Origin of the sequence: Bradyrhizobium sp. AUGA SZCCT0177, from assembly GCF_018130125.1 — a bacterium.
Taxonomy (GTDB): domain Bacteria; phylum Pseudomonadota; class Alphaproteobacteria; order Rhizobiales; family Xanthobacteraceae; genus Bradyrhizobium.
The window spans coordinates 21,832-36,596 of record NZ_JAFCMA010000016.1 but is presented as its reverse complement, the minus strand read 5'-3'; the positions used below and the strand labels follow the sequence as shown (position 1 = coordinate 36,596).

The 14,765-nt window shown below is 63.7% G+C and carries 18 protein-coding genes, 1 tRNA gene and 1 pseudogene; 10 read left to right on the top strand and 10 right to left on the bottom strand.

Features of this window, described 5'->3' with window-relative positions; translation table 11 throughout:
* Window positions 1–18 precede the first annotated feature (18 nt).
* The gene (locus JQ597_RS19575) at window positions 19–879 is read right to left on the bottom strand and encodes an alpha/beta fold hydrolase (protein WP_212265857.1); all 861 of its coding nucleotides are present in this window, start codon (window positions 877–879) and stop codon (window positions 19–21) included.
* Window positions 880–1,033: 154 nt separating this feature from the next.
* On the opposite strand from JQ597_RS19575, the gene JQ597_RS19570 reads away from it, so the two are divergent.
* Entirely contained in the window at window positions 1,034–1,762 is a 729-nt protein-coding gene (locus JQ597_RS19570; RefSeq protein ID WP_212265856.1) for a lysophospholipid acyltransferase family protein, read from the top strand.
* A 121-nt stretch (window positions 1,763–1,883) separates the two neighbouring features.
* Here the strand turns inward: JQ597_RS19570 and JQ597_RS19565 are convergent, their stop codons facing one another.
* Complete coding sequence (locus JQ597_RS19565) at window positions 1,884–2,441, bottom strand: TMEM175 family protein (protein ID WP_212265961.1); 558 nt, start codon at window positions 2,439–2,441, stop codon at window positions 1,884–1,886.
* Between the two features lie 210 nt (window positions 2,442–2,651).
* Window positions 2,652–2,738: transfer RNA gene (locus tag JQ597_RS19560), tRNA-Leu, on the bottom strand.
* Between the two features lie 172 nt (window positions 2,739–2,910).
* Between JQ597_RS19560 and JQ597_RS19555 the strand changes: the two genes are divergently transcribed.
* Window positions 2,911–3,348 (top strand): twin-arginine translocation pathway signal, encoded by a 438-nt coding sequence (locus tag JQ597_RS19555; protein ID WP_212265855.1) that lies wholly within the window; start codon window positions 2,911–2,913, stop codon window positions 3,346–3,348.
* Between the two features lie 46 nt (window positions 3,349–3,394).
* Here JQ597_RS19555 and JQ597_RS19550 read toward each other — a convergent pair whose 3' ends face one another.
* A complete protein-coding gene (locus JQ597_RS19550; RefSeq protein WP_212265854.1) occupies window positions 3,395–4,594 on the bottom strand; it encodes an FAD-dependent monooxygenase in 1,200 nt (399 codons plus the stop codon).
* A gap of 10 nt (window positions 4,595–4,604) precedes the next feature.
* Window positions 4,605–4,850: a zinc-finger domain-containing protein gene (locus JQ597_RS19545; RefSeq protein WP_192734038.1), complete on the bottom strand. Its 246-nt coding sequence runs from the start codon at window positions 4,848–4,850 to the stop codon at window positions 4,605–4,607.
* A gap of 251 nt (window positions 4,851–5,101) precedes the next feature.
* On the opposite strand from JQ597_RS19545, the gene JQ597_RS19540 reads away from it, so the two are divergent.
* Both JQ597_RS19540 and JQ597_RS19535 read left to right on the top strand, forming a co-directional pair.
* On the top strand, window positions 5,102–6,250 hold the full coding sequence (locus JQ597_RS19540) for a hypothetical protein (RefSeq protein WP_212265853.1): 1,149 nt from the start codon (window positions 5,102–5,104) through the stop codon (window positions 6,248–6,250).
* A 117-nt stretch (window positions 6,251–6,367) separates the two neighbouring features.
* Window positions 6,368–7,120, top strand: a complete 753-nt coding sequence (locus JQ597_RS19535; protein ID WP_212265852.1) for an alpha/beta fold hydrolase — start codon at window positions 6,368–6,370, stop codon at window positions 7,118–7,120.
* Here JQ597_RS19535 and JQ597_RS19530 read toward each other — a convergent pair.
* Complete coding sequence (locus JQ597_RS19530) at window positions 7,106–8,491, bottom strand: hypothetical protein (RefSeq protein WP_502754527.1); 1,386 nt, start codon at window positions 8,489–8,491, stop codon at window positions 7,106–7,108. The two genes, JQ597_RS19535 and JQ597_RS19530, sit on opposite strands and share 15 nt — an antisense overlap.
* A 243-nt stretch (window positions 8,492–8,734) precedes the next feature.
* Here JQ597_RS19530 and cysE point away from each other — a divergent pair, with 243 nt between their 5' ends.
* Together cysE and JQ597_RS19520 are read left to right on the top strand one after the other, a co-directional pair.
* Window positions 8,735–9,562 (top strand): serine O-acetyltransferase, encoded by an 828-nt coding sequence (gene cysE, locus JQ597_RS19525; RefSeq protein ID WP_212265851.1) that lies wholly within the window; start codon window positions 8,735–8,737, stop codon window positions 9,560–9,562.
* Window positions 9,563–9,671: 109 nt separating this feature from the next.
* Window positions 9,672–9,890, top strand: a complete 219-nt coding sequence (locus JQ597_RS19520; protein ID WP_192734033.1) for a DUF3126 family protein — start codon at window positions 9,672–9,674, stop codon at window positions 9,888–9,890.
* A gap of 22 nt (window positions 9,891–9,912) precedes the next feature.
* On the opposite strand, the gene JQ597_RS19515 is transcribed toward JQ597_RS19520, so the two are convergent.
* Window positions 9,913–10,626 (bottom strand): hypothetical protein, encoded by a 714-nt coding sequence (locus tag JQ597_RS19515; protein WP_212265850.1) that lies wholly within the window; start codon window positions 10,624–10,626, stop codon window positions 9,913–9,915.
* Window positions 10,627–10,848: 222 nt separating this feature from the next.
* Here JQ597_RS19515 and JQ597_RS19510 point away from each other — a divergent pair, with 222 nt between their 5' ends.
* Window positions 10,849–11,178 (top strand): DUF6949 family protein, encoded by a 330-nt coding sequence (locus JQ597_RS19510; protein WP_212265849.1) that lies wholly within the window; start codon window positions 10,849–10,851, stop codon window positions 11,176–11,178.
* A gap of 119 nt (window positions 11,179–11,297) precedes the next feature.
* Window positions 11,298–11,828, top strand: a complete 531-nt coding sequence (locus JQ597_RS19505; RefSeq protein WP_211996227.1) for a gamma carbonic anhydrase family protein — start codon at window positions 11,298–11,300, stop codon at window positions 11,826–11,828.
* An 8-nt stretch (window positions 11,829–11,836) separates the two neighbouring features.
* Here JQ597_RS19505 and JQ597_RS19500 read toward each other — a convergent pair whose 3' ends face one another.
* Both JQ597_RS19500 and JQ597_RS19495 read right to left on the bottom strand, forming a co-directional pair.
* The gene (locus JQ597_RS19500; RefSeq protein ID WP_212265848.1) at window positions 11,837–12,004 is read right to left on the bottom strand and encodes a ribosome modulation factor; all 168 of its coding nucleotides are present in this window, start codon (window positions 12,002–12,004) and stop codon (window positions 11,837–11,839) included.
* Window positions 12,001–12,237 (bottom strand): hypothetical protein, encoded by a 237-nt coding sequence (locus tag JQ597_RS19495; RefSeq protein WP_212265959.1) that lies wholly within the window; start codon window positions 12,235–12,237, stop codon window positions 12,001–12,003. The genes JQ597_RS19500 and JQ597_RS19495 overlap by 4 nt, the downstream gene beginning before the upstream one ends.
* A gap of 114 nt (window positions 12,238–12,351) precedes the next feature.
* Here JQ597_RS19495 and JQ597_RS37690 point away from each other — a divergent pair, with 114 nt between their 5' ends.
* Both JQ597_RS37690 and JQ597_RS19485 read left to right on the top strand, forming a co-directional pair.
* Window positions 12,352–12,834: a hypothetical protein gene (locus tag JQ597_RS37690; protein WP_249148030.1), complete on the top strand. Its 483-nt coding sequence runs from the start codon at window positions 12,352–12,354 to the stop codon at window positions 12,832–12,834.
* Window positions 12,835–12,968: 134 nt separating this feature from the next.
* Complete coding sequence (locus tag JQ597_RS19485; protein WP_212265847.1) at window positions 12,969–13,469, top strand: hypothetical protein; 501 nt, start codon at window positions 12,969–12,971, stop codon at window positions 13,467–13,469.
* A gap of 318 nt (window positions 13,470–13,787) precedes the next feature.
* On the opposite strand, the pseudogene JQ597_RS19480 reads toward JQ597_RS19485, so the two are convergent.
* Window positions 13,788–14,600 (bottom strand): annotated as a pseudogene (locus tag JQ597_RS19480) (dienelactone hydrolase family protein).
* Window positions 14,601–14,765: the final 165 nt, after the last annotated feature.

Genomic DNA, 14,765 nt, shown 5'->3' with positions numbered 1-14,765 from the left:
TGCGGGCAACAGGTTTCGTCAATCCGGGTGCGCTGCGATATGCGCCAGCAATAACTCGCTGACCCGTTCCGGCGCCTGATCGGCCGCGAAATGCCCGACGCCGGGCAGGACTTCGAATTGATAGGGCGCGGCGACGAAATCGCGGGTGCCTTCGGCGGCGACACGGCCGACGGTGTCGTCGGCGTCGCCCCAGACGTAGAGCGTGGGTACACGGATCGGACCGAGCGGCCCGCGGACCGCGCCGCGCGCGCGGTACCAGGCCAGCGCCGCTTCCATCGCGTCCTTGTTGCCGAGCACGGCCAGATGCCGTTCGATCGCTTCGGCGGGAACGCCGTTGGCAATGAGCCGATCGCGCAGCCATTTGGCGTCGTCGGCGAGCACTATGTCGGCGGCGTCGGGTTCGAGGAACGCCTTGTGGTGTCGCGAGCGACTAGCCTGTTCGCCGTCGGACATGTGCAGCGCGCGATTGAACGCGTTCGGATGGGGCCGCGAAAGAATGGTGAGCGAGGCCAGCCGCTCGTGGCAACGGTCGGCCAATCCCCAGGCGATGCTGCCGCCCCAGTCATGGCCGACCAGGTGAAAGCGCGCGTCGCCATAGCCCGAGGCCGCGGCGATGGCCAGCGCATCGTCGATCAGGCGGTCGATCAGGTAGTGCGAGAACTCGCGGGGGTTAGGCCGCGCCCCCGGAGAGTAACCGCGCTGGCTCGGCGCAATCGCGCGGTAGCCCATATCGCCGAGCGCCGTGACCTGGGCGCGCCAGCAATGCATCGATTCGGCAAAGCCATGCAGCAGCAACACCAGCGGCGCGGCTGCATCGCCCGCGACGAGGGCGTCGAAGGTGAGGCGGGGGGAGATGGTGATCTGTTCCAGGGCGGGCACGCGACAATCCTAAATAGACAATGCCGGCCGGTCCACGGCGAAACGATTTTTCTTTGGGGCAGGCGGTCGTCTGGGCCCGTCCGGAATTATGCAAGGGCCGAAAAGTACTGTATTTGGGGCCGGCAAATCGCAGAAGCCTCAAGGGATATTATCGTTGCATTATCTGAGATCGGTCGCATTCGATGCGTTGGTGGTGCTGTGGACGCTGGTGCTGTCGCCGGCGATACCCCTGTTGTGGGTTTTCGATGCGAGCAGCGCAAAGGTTCGCGCGGTGTCCCAATTGTGGTCGCACGGCATCGTGTTTCTGCTGAAATACGTGGTGGGGCTGGATTACAGGGAGCAAGGCCGCGACAACATTCCAATTGGCCCCTGCATCATCGCCTGCAATCACCAATCGCTGTGGGAGACGGTTGCGCTCTGCGTGATTTTTCCCGATGCCAGCATCGTCGCCAAGAAAGAACTGCTCAATATCCCGGTCGTCGGCTGGTTCCTTCACCGCTATCCGATGATCCTGGTCGACCGGTCAGCCGGGCGGCAGGCGCTCAAGCAGATGATCGCGGAAGCAAGGGCCGCGACCGGCGAAGGCCGCAAGGTCTTGATATTTCCGCAAGGCACGCGCCAGGCGGTCGACGAGCCCATGACATTCCATGCGGCCGGCATCGCCGCGCTGTACACCAATCTCGATATCCCGGTGTTGCCGACGGCGCATAATTCCGGATTGTTCTGGGGCAAGAAGACGCTGATGATTCACAGCGGCAACATTTCGCTGTCCTATATGCCGCCGATTCCGCCGGGAGTCGATCGGAAAGAGTTTCAGGCGAAGGTCGAGCGGGCGATTGCGGACGAGGCGGGCAGATTGCTCAAGGCAACCGGTGCCAACTAGAGCGTTTTCGGGGCGCGGCGAGACAAGTGAATATTCCTCGCGATGATTGCGACACCGGGCGGCCGCGCGACCCAGCGAATATTCAAGAGAACAACGGCAGCTGCGAACGAAAAGAAGCAAGCTAGCTCGCGCGTCGTCCCGTCAGCCAGCCTGCGATCGGCGAGAAAAAGGCCAGGCACCAGATAAATTGCGCCACCTTCGGGGAGAATGTGGCGATGGCAGTTCCGATCACGAACACCAGGATCGGAAATAACACCGTCACCCGTAATGGCATGTCGCGGCGGCCCCTGAGGGCGATAACCCACAGCAACCCGTTCAGCGTGGCGATCGTGGCGAGATGAATCCCGTAGATCACGGCGACCACGCCGTCGAGCCGATAACTGCCATACAGACCGTTCGTCACCGGCAGGATGATGATCGACAGCAGAAACAGCAGATTGAGAAATACCACGCCGCGGCTGGCTTCCGGCGCAACGGCGAGCCGCCGGTGATGGCTGAACCAGAACAGGCCGGCGACCACGAAGCTGATCGTCAGCGCGATGACCGGTTGCGCGTAGACGCGAACGAGGTCGATCCAGGCCGGTGCGCTCGCGAAACTGGCGGCCTTCGGCAGGTCGTAAGCGAGCAGCGTCATCGCAACGCCGAAGATCGTGTTGCTCAGCATCTCCAGCCGGCGCATTTCGAAAAGACTAGTCTGCTGCAAAGTTGAATCCCCCGCCACGCTTCGTCCCGACGGTCCGGCATGGCTTGCCAAGCCGTCATTCGGCAAAGCGTCCCCTTTGCCTCACCAGTCCGCCTTCGCTTTCGCTGCGCTCAAGCTACGCCGGACACGCTTCGCCCTTACGGCCTAAGCGTGACTGCGCCACGCGTAGCCCGTCAGGGCGAAGCGTGGTGCGGGCGGTGGGACTCGAACCCACACGACGTTGCCATCGAGGGATTTTAAGTCCCTTGCGTCTACCAATTCCGCCACGTCCGCTTTAGTCAGAAGATCAGGTACTTAGCGCGTTTGCCGGCGAAGGGGAAATGGGATAATCCGCCCCCGAAACCGCGCCTTTCCTTAAGGGAACGCGGGGCCGGACGCAAAGCCTCAATGCGGACATCTGGTCCTGCTTTAGGCAATCTCAACGTTGTTGGCTTATGAAGGTCCGATGTCCGAATCCACGTCCCATCGCCGGCGAATTTCGCGTGCCGCAGGCGTGTTGGCGCTGCTCGCGGTCGGGGCAGGGCTCTCCAGCTGTGCCAGCGTGGGCGACAACATGTCGACGGCGTTCGCCGATCCCGCCAAATACGACCTCTACGAATGCAAGCAACTCGAGACGGAACGCGTCAGGATTGCTGCGCGCAAGGCGGAACTGAACGGCCTGATGGTGAAGGCTGAAACCGGCGTCGGCGGGTCAGTGGTGGCGGAGCTCGCCTATCGCAACGAACTCATTGCGACCCAGGGACAATCGAAATTCGCCGAGGAGGCCTGGCGGCGCAACAAATGCCAGGAGTCGCCGCCGGAATCCAAACCTGCCGCGAGCGCGGCGGCGACGCCGCCTGCGCCGTCTGCAGGCGTCAGGGGATCCCGTCCATCGTCGCGGTGACGCGTCCTGCGGAAGTTGTCCCGCGCCATGCGCTCGCGTCGGATGTTCACGCCCGCCAGTCGTAAATCCAGTCCTGTCGCGCCAGCATTCGCCTTGGACCGAGCGACTTGATGGCGAGATCGCGCGCGAGCGCCAACGGTCCGGTCAGATGATAGATTTGTCCCGACCGCCGGGCGGCGCGCTGAACCCTTAACACACGGGCGCGCCGCAGCCGTCCGTAGCGCTTCAAGGCCGCCGGGATGCCGGCGGTGTTGTCGCCGGCGCATTCGCTCAAGGCTTTCGCCAGTACCGCGGCGTCCTCGATCGCCATTCCCGCGCCTTGCGCGGCGAACGGCAGCATGGCGTGCGCGGCATCGCCGAGCAGCGCGATCGCGCCGTCACTCCATCCGCCAATATCGGGCACCGTGAACAGCGCCCATCGCCGCCATTCATCGACGGCGCCGATCAGCATTCGCGCGGTCGCCGGCCATTGCTGCGAGAACGCCGCCTTGATTTCGTTAGCCTCGCCCGGTGCGCTCCAGCCCGGCCTGTTCCACGTCCCCGGCACGATGGCGACGACATTGATGCGCCGCCCGCCCGAGATCGGATAGGCGACGAGATGCGCTCTTGGTCCCATCCAGAGTTGCACCCGGGGCGAAGTATATTCGCGCGGCAACGCCGTCGCATCGAGCGTGCCGCGCCAGGCGATCAGACCGGAGAATTGCGGCTGGACCTCCGGGAACAAATGATGCCGGACCGCCGACCAGATGCCGTCGGCGCCAATCAGCGCCACCGCCAGCTCCTGTTGCCGCGCATTGCCGCGGCGCCCCACGACCGTCAGTCCCTTGGCGTGCGCGGTGACGTCCTCGAACTGGCAGCCAAGCCGCAATTCGATGTCGGGACTGTGGTCGACCTGGGCCTGCAGCGCCGCCTGCAGATCGGCGCGATGCACCACCCAATAGGGTGCGCCGGCGCGAAAATTCGCGGCCTCACCAAGCGGCAGGCGGGCGATCTCGCCGCCGCCCCGGGCACTCATGATGTTGATGGATTGGGGTGTCACGGCGCTTGCTGCGAGCCGCGGCTGCAGACCGAGTTCAACCAGGATGCGGCTGGCGTTGGGCGAAAGCTGCAGGCCGGCGCCGGCTTCCTCCAGCCGCTCGGCCTTTTCCAGAACGACGACGCGAAAGCCTTGCTTTGCGAGCGCCAGCGCCGCGGTCAGTCCTCCGATCCCGGCACCAGCGACAACGATGGTGCGCGTAACCGCCACGGCGGACCTGTCAGGCGACTTTGTCTTTCAGCACGCATTCCGGGGGGCGCGCTTCGCCGGCTTTGAGATCGGCGGCAAACCGGTACAGCGTCGAACAATAGGGGCAGATGATCTCGTTGTCGTTGCCGAGGTCCAGGAAGACATGCGGATGGTCGAACGGCGGATTGGCGCCCACGCACATGAATTCCTGCGAGCCGATCTCGATTACCGAGACGCCGGCGTCGTTGTGAAAGTGCGGGACGACATGATCGGACATCTTGTTTCACCTTGGATAGCAATGACGGACGGACGCAACCAACGCGATGCGGCGGCCCGAAATGCCGCGCACCATACTGACGGGTTCCGTTGATTCCTAGAGCCCAGATTCTTGAAGGTCGCCGCCGCACATTTGCTCATGCAAATTCGACACAATCTTGTCGTCCCAGAGAAGCCCTTCTTTCGTCGGGGACGTTGTGTCGCAAATGCGGCACATTATGTTGAGGGCAGCGAAAACCCAGGTTTTGCAGGATGAAGCGGGCAGGGCTCAGTTTGGCGGTGGCGGGCATGGCGGCAACTATCGCCGTGGGTGCGGCGCTATGGCCACACGCGCGCGACGCTTTTGCGATCCTGGCAGCGCAGGACGAACCGTCCGAATTGGCCGATCTGAGGATCAATTCTGTCCTGCGGAACAACCCGGCGCTGGTTGCAGAAAATATCGAGGCCGCGCTGGCGGCAGGCGATGCCGATCTTGCCGGTAGCTTTACCGAACTTGCGCGCGACAAGAACATCGCCATTAGCGAAGAGCTGTCGACGCGCGTGAACGACGCCGTCACGGACGCGAACTCAAGCTCGCATTTTGCCAAACGTTTCGCGGTCGGTCTCGTCACCGGCAACGCCGAGGATGTCGCGAGCCTGTCGGGCACGTTGGCCGGTGATCTCTTCGTGTTCGGCGATATCCGCGACGTGGTGCGCGAGAGCAAGCATCTGGCGATGGGCGAGGATACCGATCATCTGGTGCTGGGACTTGCGACGGTGGGCCTGGCGGTGACGGCGGCGACCTATGTGTCGGTCGGTGGCGCGCTACCAGTGCGTGCCGGGCTGACCATGGTCAAGGATGCCCGCAAGGTCGGGCGCCTGGGCGAGGGGCTGATGCTGTGGGCCGGCCGCTCGGCGCGCGAGGTCGTCGATGGGCCGATGCTGCAGAAGGCCGTCGCCTCCGGCTCGGTGCTGCGGCCCGGCGCAACCGTCAACGCGATCAAGGCGGCGTTCCGCGCCGAGAAGGCCGGTGCGCTGGTTCGGCTGGCCAAGGACGTCGGCCGCATCGGAGAGAAGGCCGGTACGCGCGGTGCGCTCGACACACTGCGCATTGCCGAGGGCCCGAAGGATATCGCGCGCGCCGCCCGGCTCGCGGAATCCAAGGGTGGCCAGACCCGGGCGATCCTGAAACTGCTCGGCCGCGGCGCCCTGCTGCTGGCGGCCGGCGCATTCAATCTGTCGCTGTGGGTATTCAGTGCACTGCTGGCGATGTTCGGCTTCTTGTCGTCGATCAAGGCGATCACCGAGCGCGCCACCATGGCGTATCTGCGCCGCAAGAAGGCGAGGCGGCAGCGTGAGCAGGCGGCGGCTGCGGCGTTGCTTCCCGGCCCGGCTCTGGCGGGCGCCGCCACCTGCGGCTAGTTTTGTCTTGACGCGTTTTCTTCACGCGAACCGGTGTCCACTTCGCTTGAAAACGCTATAACCTTGCGATCGTTTTTCGATCGCGCATTTTGAACTCCCCCAAAAATGGAACTAGCGATGCCGAGTTTTCACAACGGCGATATCGAAATTGCCTATCTCGACGAAGGCGAGGGCGATCCGATCGTTCTCGTACACGGCTTTGCCTCGAGCAAGAACGTGAACTGGGTCTATCCGACCTGGGTGTCCGAACTGAAGAAAGCCGGGCGCCGCGTGATCGCGCTCGACAATCGCGGGCATGGCGATTCCGGCAAGCTTTACGACGCCGCGCAGTACGAGATCGCGATCATGGCCGGCGACGTCATCGCGCTGCTGGATCATTTGGGAATCGAGCGGGCCGACGTGATGGGCTATTCACTGGGATCGCGGATGACGGCGGTGATGGCGCTGGGCCAGCCGCAGCGGCTGCGCTCGGCCATCCTGGGCGGCATCGGGATCGGGATGATCACGGGCGGTGGCCCCGGCGAAAACGTAGCCCTCGCACTCGAGGCGCCGTCGCTGGAAGACGTCACCGATCCGGTCGGGCGGACGTTTCGCGCTTTTGCCGACCAGACCCGTTCCGACCGCCGCGCGCTGGCGGCCTGCCTGCGCGGCTCGCGGCGCCTGATGACGCGGGATGAAGCCGCCGCTATCCATGTGCCCGTGCTGATCGCGGTCGGCACGTCAGACGAAATCGCAGGCTCGGCGCAGGCGCTGGGCGAAATCATTCCGGACGCCGAGGTGCTGGATATTCCGAACCGCGATCACATGCGCGCGGTCGGCGACAAGGTCTACAAGGCCGGCGTCATCGACTTTCTCTCACGGCGAGGCTGAACGTTCGCGCGCTCCGTCCTCGGCGAAAAATTGCCGCGCCGCCGCGATCAGCACCACGAAGGTCGCGACCCACGCCATGCGCGCGCCATAGCGGTCATGCGGGCCTGATATCACGGCGCAGATGAAGGCGTTGCCGAGCACGGCCAATGTAACGGTTCCCGCGAGGAGCGTGAGATCATCGAACGGCCGCCGCCACAGGCCGCGAGCGAACACGATTACGGCCAGCAGCATCGAGACAAGCGCCACCGGAACGTGGAGACGGTTGATGGCGGCGAAGTCGAGCCGCCAGCGCTGCTGGTTCGCCGCGCGCATCGCCTTGACCTGCGTTGGGATATAACGCTCGATGATTCCGTAGGTGTGGCCGATCCATTCATTGGTGCCTTCGCCGGTCGCGACATGGACCAGTTGCCGCGCGGTTCCGGCGATCGCCGCCTCGAGCTGCCGTGCCGGATATTCGGCCAGCGAACGCAGCACGATGAAGCTCATTTCGTCGCCCAGGCCCTTGAAGCGGCCAAGCGTGTTGAACATGCTGTTGCCCCACAGAAATTGATCGGCCGTTGCAGGCAACTGGTCGCGATAGGGACAGAGCTTCAACTTTTGCTGCGGGCAATGCTCCTTCAGGTAACGCGCGACGATGCCGTCCTGCAGCATGCGTCCGAAGGCGACGCCGTAGCCGCCGGGCGTCCACGCCACTTTCCCAGACAGTGCGAAATTCGCCGCCAGCAGCATCGCCGCGCCGGCGACGAGGGTGAGGCTGCCCAGCATCAGTCCGGAAACTGCAATCCGTCCGCGCGAAAACGGACGCACGATCCACCCCACACAACACAGCCCGAGCAGCACTGCCAGCGTGGCGCTGTGCGAAGCCGCGGCGAACGCCGTCAGCGCGAACAGCGAACATTTTTCGATTGTCGAGGTCCGCTCGCCCAGCGCGACCAGGATGAAGAGCGACAGCACCGACAGGCCGGCGTAGAGGTCGGTCAGAAGCGTACTCGCGAGCCACGGCAGCGCGGTGGCCAGGGCCAGCACCAGGCTCATTGCGAGCAGCCGCAAGGGTTGGGCGATTTCGAATGCGCGCAGCGTCAGCTGCAGGATCCACAGCGTTGCCAGCGCCTGGATTCCGAGATTGATCCAGAACGCGGAGTCTTCGCCGAAATGCAGATAGAGGCCGAACACCGTGGAGCGGCTTGGCACGAGGTAGCCTTCATACCAGCGTGCCAGATAGCCGCCGGTATCCCATTGGAGCAGCGGATAGCCGTTCCACAGGGCAGGGGCGAGCAACATCAGGGGGATGGCGATGGCGGCGATCCAGACCAGCCGTGAGTCGGCGGTCCGCGCGCGCAAAATCTGCGTGTTGATGTGGTTTCCCCCCAATTTCGGCCAGCTTGCCCGGAATGGCCGGGGGGCCGAAATTCACCAATAGTCGGACCTTACCCGGCTTGATTTCCTGAAATCGCCAACCACCTTGAACTGACCCTGACCGATCCTGGGGCGTTCGGCGGGGGGTTACTCTGCCGGCGCCCGCCCCGGGACAGCCATCCGTCCGCCGTGCTATAAGGCCGGGCGAAACAAGCCGAGAAACCCGAGAGAAACCCGAGAGAAACCCGAGAGAAACCCATGGCAGTGCATCAGGTCAGTCCGCAGGGTTCGAAGCTGACCGCGCTCGATCCGATCTGGGATCGCGTGCGGAACGAGGCGGAAGACATCGTTCGCCGCGAGCCGGAACTGGCGTCCTTCATCTACTCGACCGTGCTGCATCACGAGCGGCTGGAAGATGCGGTGATCCACCGCCTGGCCGAGCGGCTCGATCATTCGGCGCTGTCGGGCGATCTGATCCGCCAGACCTATGACGAGGCGCTGCGCGACGAGCCCGATCTCGGCAATGCGTTCCGCGCCGATCTGGTCGCGGTCTATGACCGCGATCCTGCAACGTCGCGCTTCATCGATCCCTTGCTTTACTTCAAGGGCTTCCACGCCCTGCAGACCCATCGACTGGCGCACTGGCTGTACAAGCGAGGGCGCAAGGATTTCGCCTACTACCTGCAGAGCCGGGCGTCCGCGGTGTTCCAGACCGACATCAACCCGGCGGCGACCATCGGCCGCGGAATCTTCCTCGATCATGCGACCGGTTTCGTCTGCGGTGAGACGGCTGTCATCGAGGATGACGTTTCGATCCTGCACGGTGTCACGCTCGGCGGCACCGGCAAGGAGAACGAGGATCGCCATCCCAAGATTCGCCACGGCGTGCTGATCGGGGCCGGCGCGAAAATTCTCGGCAATATCGAGATCGGTCACTGCGCGCGCATCGCCGCAGGCTCGGTGGTGGTCAAGCCGGTGCCGCATAACGTCACCGTGGCGGGTGTTCCGGCCAAGATCGTTGGCGAAGCCGGCTGCGCCGAGCCATCGCGCACCATGGACCAGATGCTCAACGCGATCGGGATCTGATTTTCAAGGACTTTCTGACCTGTCGATCTCGTGAAGATACGGCTGGCGGTCTGCGCCGTCTCGGCCTAATACTCCCCGGAAACCCGATAATATCCGATTGGAGACCGCCGTGGACGTTCAGGAAGTCAGGAAGCTCGACGCCTATCTCAAGCGCGTATTCGGCAACCAGAAAATTCGCGTGGTGCCGCGCCCGAAAAAGGATGATTCCGCCGAGGTCTATATCGGTGAGGAGTTCATCGGCGTCCTGTTCGTCGACGACGAAGACGACGATCGTTCCTTTCAGTTCCAGATGGCGATCCTCGAGGAAGACCTGGTCGATCAGGGCTGAGGCGTAACGCGCGTCTGCGCCGCTATTTTTGCGGCCCGTGCAATTGCGCTGTCAAACGGTTCATCGCATTGGCGACGTCGCGCCATTGCGATAGCCAGCTCCGCGGAAATCTGAATGTCAGGTCGGCGCCGTCGACACGGCGCTCGCTCAGGCACATTCCGGGCGTCACCCCGTCGCGCGTGCAGCGCGCGTTGAGGCCTGGCGCGCTGGCGGTGAACAGATCTTCGTTGGCATAGGGCGAGCCGTCGCGAAACGCGCGCATCGCCAGTTCGTCGTCGATCGGCGTTGCGGCCTGCTCCAGATAGCGCGGATAGATGGTGCGGACCCGGACGTCGGGCGCCAGTGTGTCGTGGTGCGCCGAGATCGACAGGAAGATCCGGTCGATCGGCTGCACCTTTTCTTCGACCGTATCGGCGCTCATGTGCCGGGGCAACTCGGGCGCTTCGAGCGAAGGGAATGTGAAGTTGAGATCGACGCGTTCCTGTGGACCGGAATGGCGCTGGATTTTCCTGCGGATCGCCGACGTCGGCACGTTAAAGAGGGTACCGCCCACGCTGACCGGTAATCGCGACGGCGCGTTGGCTGCACCATTGCCCCAGGTCGGCCACAGGAGATAGGCCACGAGCCCGATTGCGCCGGCGGTGATGGTCGCCGCCACCACGATCAGGACCATGTGCGAGCGCGGGTCTTTTCGCGTGTCGCGGGCGATGTGCTGGGCCGTCGAAAGCAATGTCATGAAAGAAGTATCGGTCGAGTTCGAGGCGGAGGCCGAATCACCCGGCGAATATGCCACGGGCGGCGGGATTTCCGTATGATCTCACCGGCATCGGGCAAGCGCGAGCCATGCGCAAACGGGGCTGCGGCCGCCCGCTGTTAACCTTTCCTTAAGGATGCTGTGGCGGCGGGTCCCCGATTTTGCGAAAGCAGGGCGCGGTTTGCTCTGTAGCGGATGTGTTCCATGTCGCCCGATGCGTTGAATTCCCTGTTTTCCCTTTGCATCGGTTTTGCGCTCGCCGGCGCGTTGACCTGCGGCTACCAGGCCATGGCGGCGCGGCCCGCCGGTTTCGGGCTACTCGGGGATGGCGTGGCGCCGAAGACGTTCGCCGCGGTTCCGTTCCTGGTTTTTGCTGCCCCCTTCATCATCATGCGCAATACGCTGCGCGGCGCCAGGATCGAGCGCCGCCGCTTCGAATTCGTGATGATGGCGACCGTGCTCGCCGGTTTCTGGAGCCTGATGTCCGGCACGTTCTTCCTGATGACGCTGCGGGCCGCAGGTCTGTTCGCTTAAAGTCTGTTCGCTTAAAGCCTGTTCGCCTAAAGCCTGCTCGCCTGAGGCGTATCCGGCCGCTTGCTTGATCATGCGCTGGCGGCTGTGCCAAGGTCTCCACAAACGGAGACCTGATCATCATGGCGATCTACGAACTTGACGGGCAGGGGCCCGATCTTCCCGCGGACGGAAACTATTTCATCGCCGATACCGCCACCGTCATCGGCAAGGTGCGTCTGAAGAATGGGGCCAGCGTGTGGTTCGGCGCGGTGCTCCGCGGCGACAATGAGTGGATCGAGATCGGCGAAGGCTCCAACGTGCAGGACAATTCGACCTGCCACACCGACCCCGGCTTTCCGCTGACGATCGGGAAAAACTGCACCGTCGGCCACAACGTCATCCTGCACGGCTGCACGCTCGAGGATGGCGCGCTGGTCGGGATGGGCTCGATCGTGATGAACGGCGCGAAGATCGGCCGTGGCAGCGTCGTCGGCGCGGGATCCGTTATCACCGAGGGCAAGGAATTTCCCGAGCATTCCCTGATCATCGGATCGCCCGCGCGCGTGATCCGCACGCTTTCGCCCGAGCAGGCGACGGCGATGGGACGTGCGGCGAAGTCCTACGCCATCAACGGGCCGCGCTTCAAAAAAGGTTTGAAGAAGATCGGCTGAACACAGCGTCAGGTATCTTCGGATTCGTTGACCTCTGCCGCGCTGGCAACCTGTTCGTGCCCGGCTGCCCAGAGTGCGTGCTGTTCGCTGCCGTCCTGATATGGATTTGCTTCAGCCGGAATGTTCGCGCGCGCGGCGCGCTGACCCTGCTCGAACGGATCGGGCTCGGTCGTCACGATGTTGCCTTCCGGGCCTTTGACTTCTTCTGTTTTGCAATTTTTTCTGTTTTGGCGCTGGAAAGTTTTGCGCTCTTGCGAAGTGCGTCCTTGAGATCGATCGGGATGCCGTGCTTCTTCAAAACGTCAGCAAAGGCTTCATCGGCCAGTTCCTGAATCGTCGCCATCCGGTCGCGTCCAAGCTGGGTCAGCTTGTCGAACGTGTCGTCGTCGAAAGCGATCAGTTTGCGCAAGCGTCCTCGGCTCCGGCAACGTGGCGGATACGTTTGCATAATGGTCCGCGCCCGAAATCGTTCCGGCCGGAACAAGCCTGTTTCGCCGTCGTTGAACCAAGAAAGGAGTTCTCGATGACCAAACCAACCGCATTTGCAGCAATGATCGCGCTCACCATCCTGACCGTGCCTGCCATTTCGTTGGCGCAAAACGCAGGCGGCGGCAGCGGAAGTGCTGGCGGCACAAGTGCCGGCGGCGCCGCGAGCGGCTCGACGACAGGAAGCAGCAGCGCGGTCGGTACGCCCAATGCGGGATCGGCGGGCGCCGGCTCGACCTCCATGCATGGCGTGCCACCCGGCCCGGCAAACGCGGCAGGTCTGAACAATTCGGGCAACGATCCGAGCGGCAACGCGGCCAGGCTTCCCGCTGCGCCCGGCACCAACAGCGCCGGCACCGCCCAATCGTCGGGCCCGGCCGTGAACACCGGGGCCGGGGTCACGACCGGCGCTGCGGGCACAGGGTCGATGGAGCGACCGCACGCGGATGTCGATGCCGCCATCCAACAGGAAAACAGGACCATCGACCGCAAGGTGAAGAGCATCTGCCGGGGCTGCTAGAACGTTGCACGTTGCCAGTCGCGCAGAAGTGAGAAAACAGGCAGCGCGATTGCTGAGAACCCGTCCTAGATTTGTGGTGGGAAGCAGAATGTTTTCCACTCGCTTGCGGCGAGTCCTTAGCAGGAGAATGTGTGATGTTACGCAAAACGATGATCGCCTTGGTCGCGGCCGCATCGCTCGCCATGCTGGTGCCGGACACAGCTTCGGCCCGCGGCGGCTTCGGCGGCGGAGGGTTTCGCGGCGGTGGCTTCCATGGCGGTGGTTTCCACGGCGGCGGCTTCCGGGGCGGCGGGATTGGCATAGGCGGCGGAGGGTTTCGCGCCGCAGCGATCGGCGGTGGTTTCCGTGCGGCGGCGCTTCCCGTAGCGGCTGGATTTCGCGGCGGCAACTTTGCCGGTTATCGCGGCGGCTACCATCACGGCTTCCGTCATCGTGGATTTCCCCTTGCCGCTGCAGCCGTCGTCGGCGCCGGCCTCGGCTACGGGCTCTACGGACCGTACGGCTATTACAACGGCTATGATGACGGTTACCCGTATTACGGCTACGATTACGGCGATGGCGGCTGCTACGTCGTTCAGCAGCGCGTGCTGACCCCCTATGGCTGGCGCCTCCAGCCGGTTCAGGTTTGCAACTAATCCCGGCCTGGCGGGTTATCGGGATTATTTCGGCGGCCCCGGTGTTTAATCACCGAGGCCGCGTTTGGTTTGCTGGTACGTCGCTTGCATCACATCAGGGATGCTGAACATGCTCACAGTCCCGGCTTTGACGTTCGTGCTCCTGGGTATCGTTGTCAGTCTGGGAGCGGCCGTCGTCTGGATACTCTGGGAAATCGAGCAGACGGTATCCAGGCCGCATCGCAACAGCGATCGCGTCGGATAGGCCGTCCCTTGAAATAGCGCGCAGCCGTTGGCTGCGCGCCATTTTTCACGCCTGTGGTTTGCCCGTAGCTATTCTTAGCTCAGCACGCCGTATTTCTTGAACCATGCCTGCATCTGCGCCCACGCGTCGTCCGCCGCATCCTTGCGATAGCTGGCACGATAGTCGGCGTGGAAGCCATGCGGGGCGCCCGGATAAATCTTGAACTCGGCGGTCTTCTTGTTCGCCGCCAGGGCGGCTTTCAGGGCTCCCACGGCGGCGACGGGAATGCCGCTATCGGCTTCACCATAGAGCCCCAGCACCGGCGCCTTCATCTCGGGCGCGAGCTGCGTCGGGCTCTTCGGCCAGAGCGGGTTCGGCGGATCGACCGGCGGCCCTTAGAACGCGGCACCTGCCTTCAGCGTGGGACTATGGGCGGCATATTCCCAAACCGTCCGCCCGCCGCGGCAGAACCCGATGATGCCGAGCCGCGAAGTATCGCCGCCCTGCGACTTCGCCCACGCCACCGTGCTGTCGAGGTCGGACAGCAATTCGGCGTCCGGTTTCGAATTCACGATCGGCAGCAGTTGCGGGATGTCGGTGACCTTGGTGAGATCGGTGCCCTTGCGGAAATAATAATCCGGCGCCACCGCAAACACGCCGAGCTTGGCGAGGCGCCGCGTCACGTCCTTGATGTATTCATGCAGCCCGAAAATCTCCATCGCTACCAGCACGACCGGCGGATTGGCGGCGCCTTCGGGACGGGCGAAATAGCCGGGCATCTCACCGTCGGTCACCTTGATCCGGGCATCGCCGGCGTTAAGGCCGTTGGTGTCGGTCTTGATAACGTCGGCCCGCACCGGCCCGGCGGCCAGCGTATAGCCGGCCGTGACGGCGGCCGTCGCGGTCATGAAGCTGCGGCGGGAAAACGGCGCGATTTTCGTCAGTCCGATGACATCGGCGGTCGGCAGGGGTTCGGCGCTCATTGGGGAGGCTCCTTGCATGGCGTCTTCCGGCGCAAGGGCCGCATAGCGATCAAGTTTACGCAGATTGCGTAGACTTATCTGCGCCGAAAA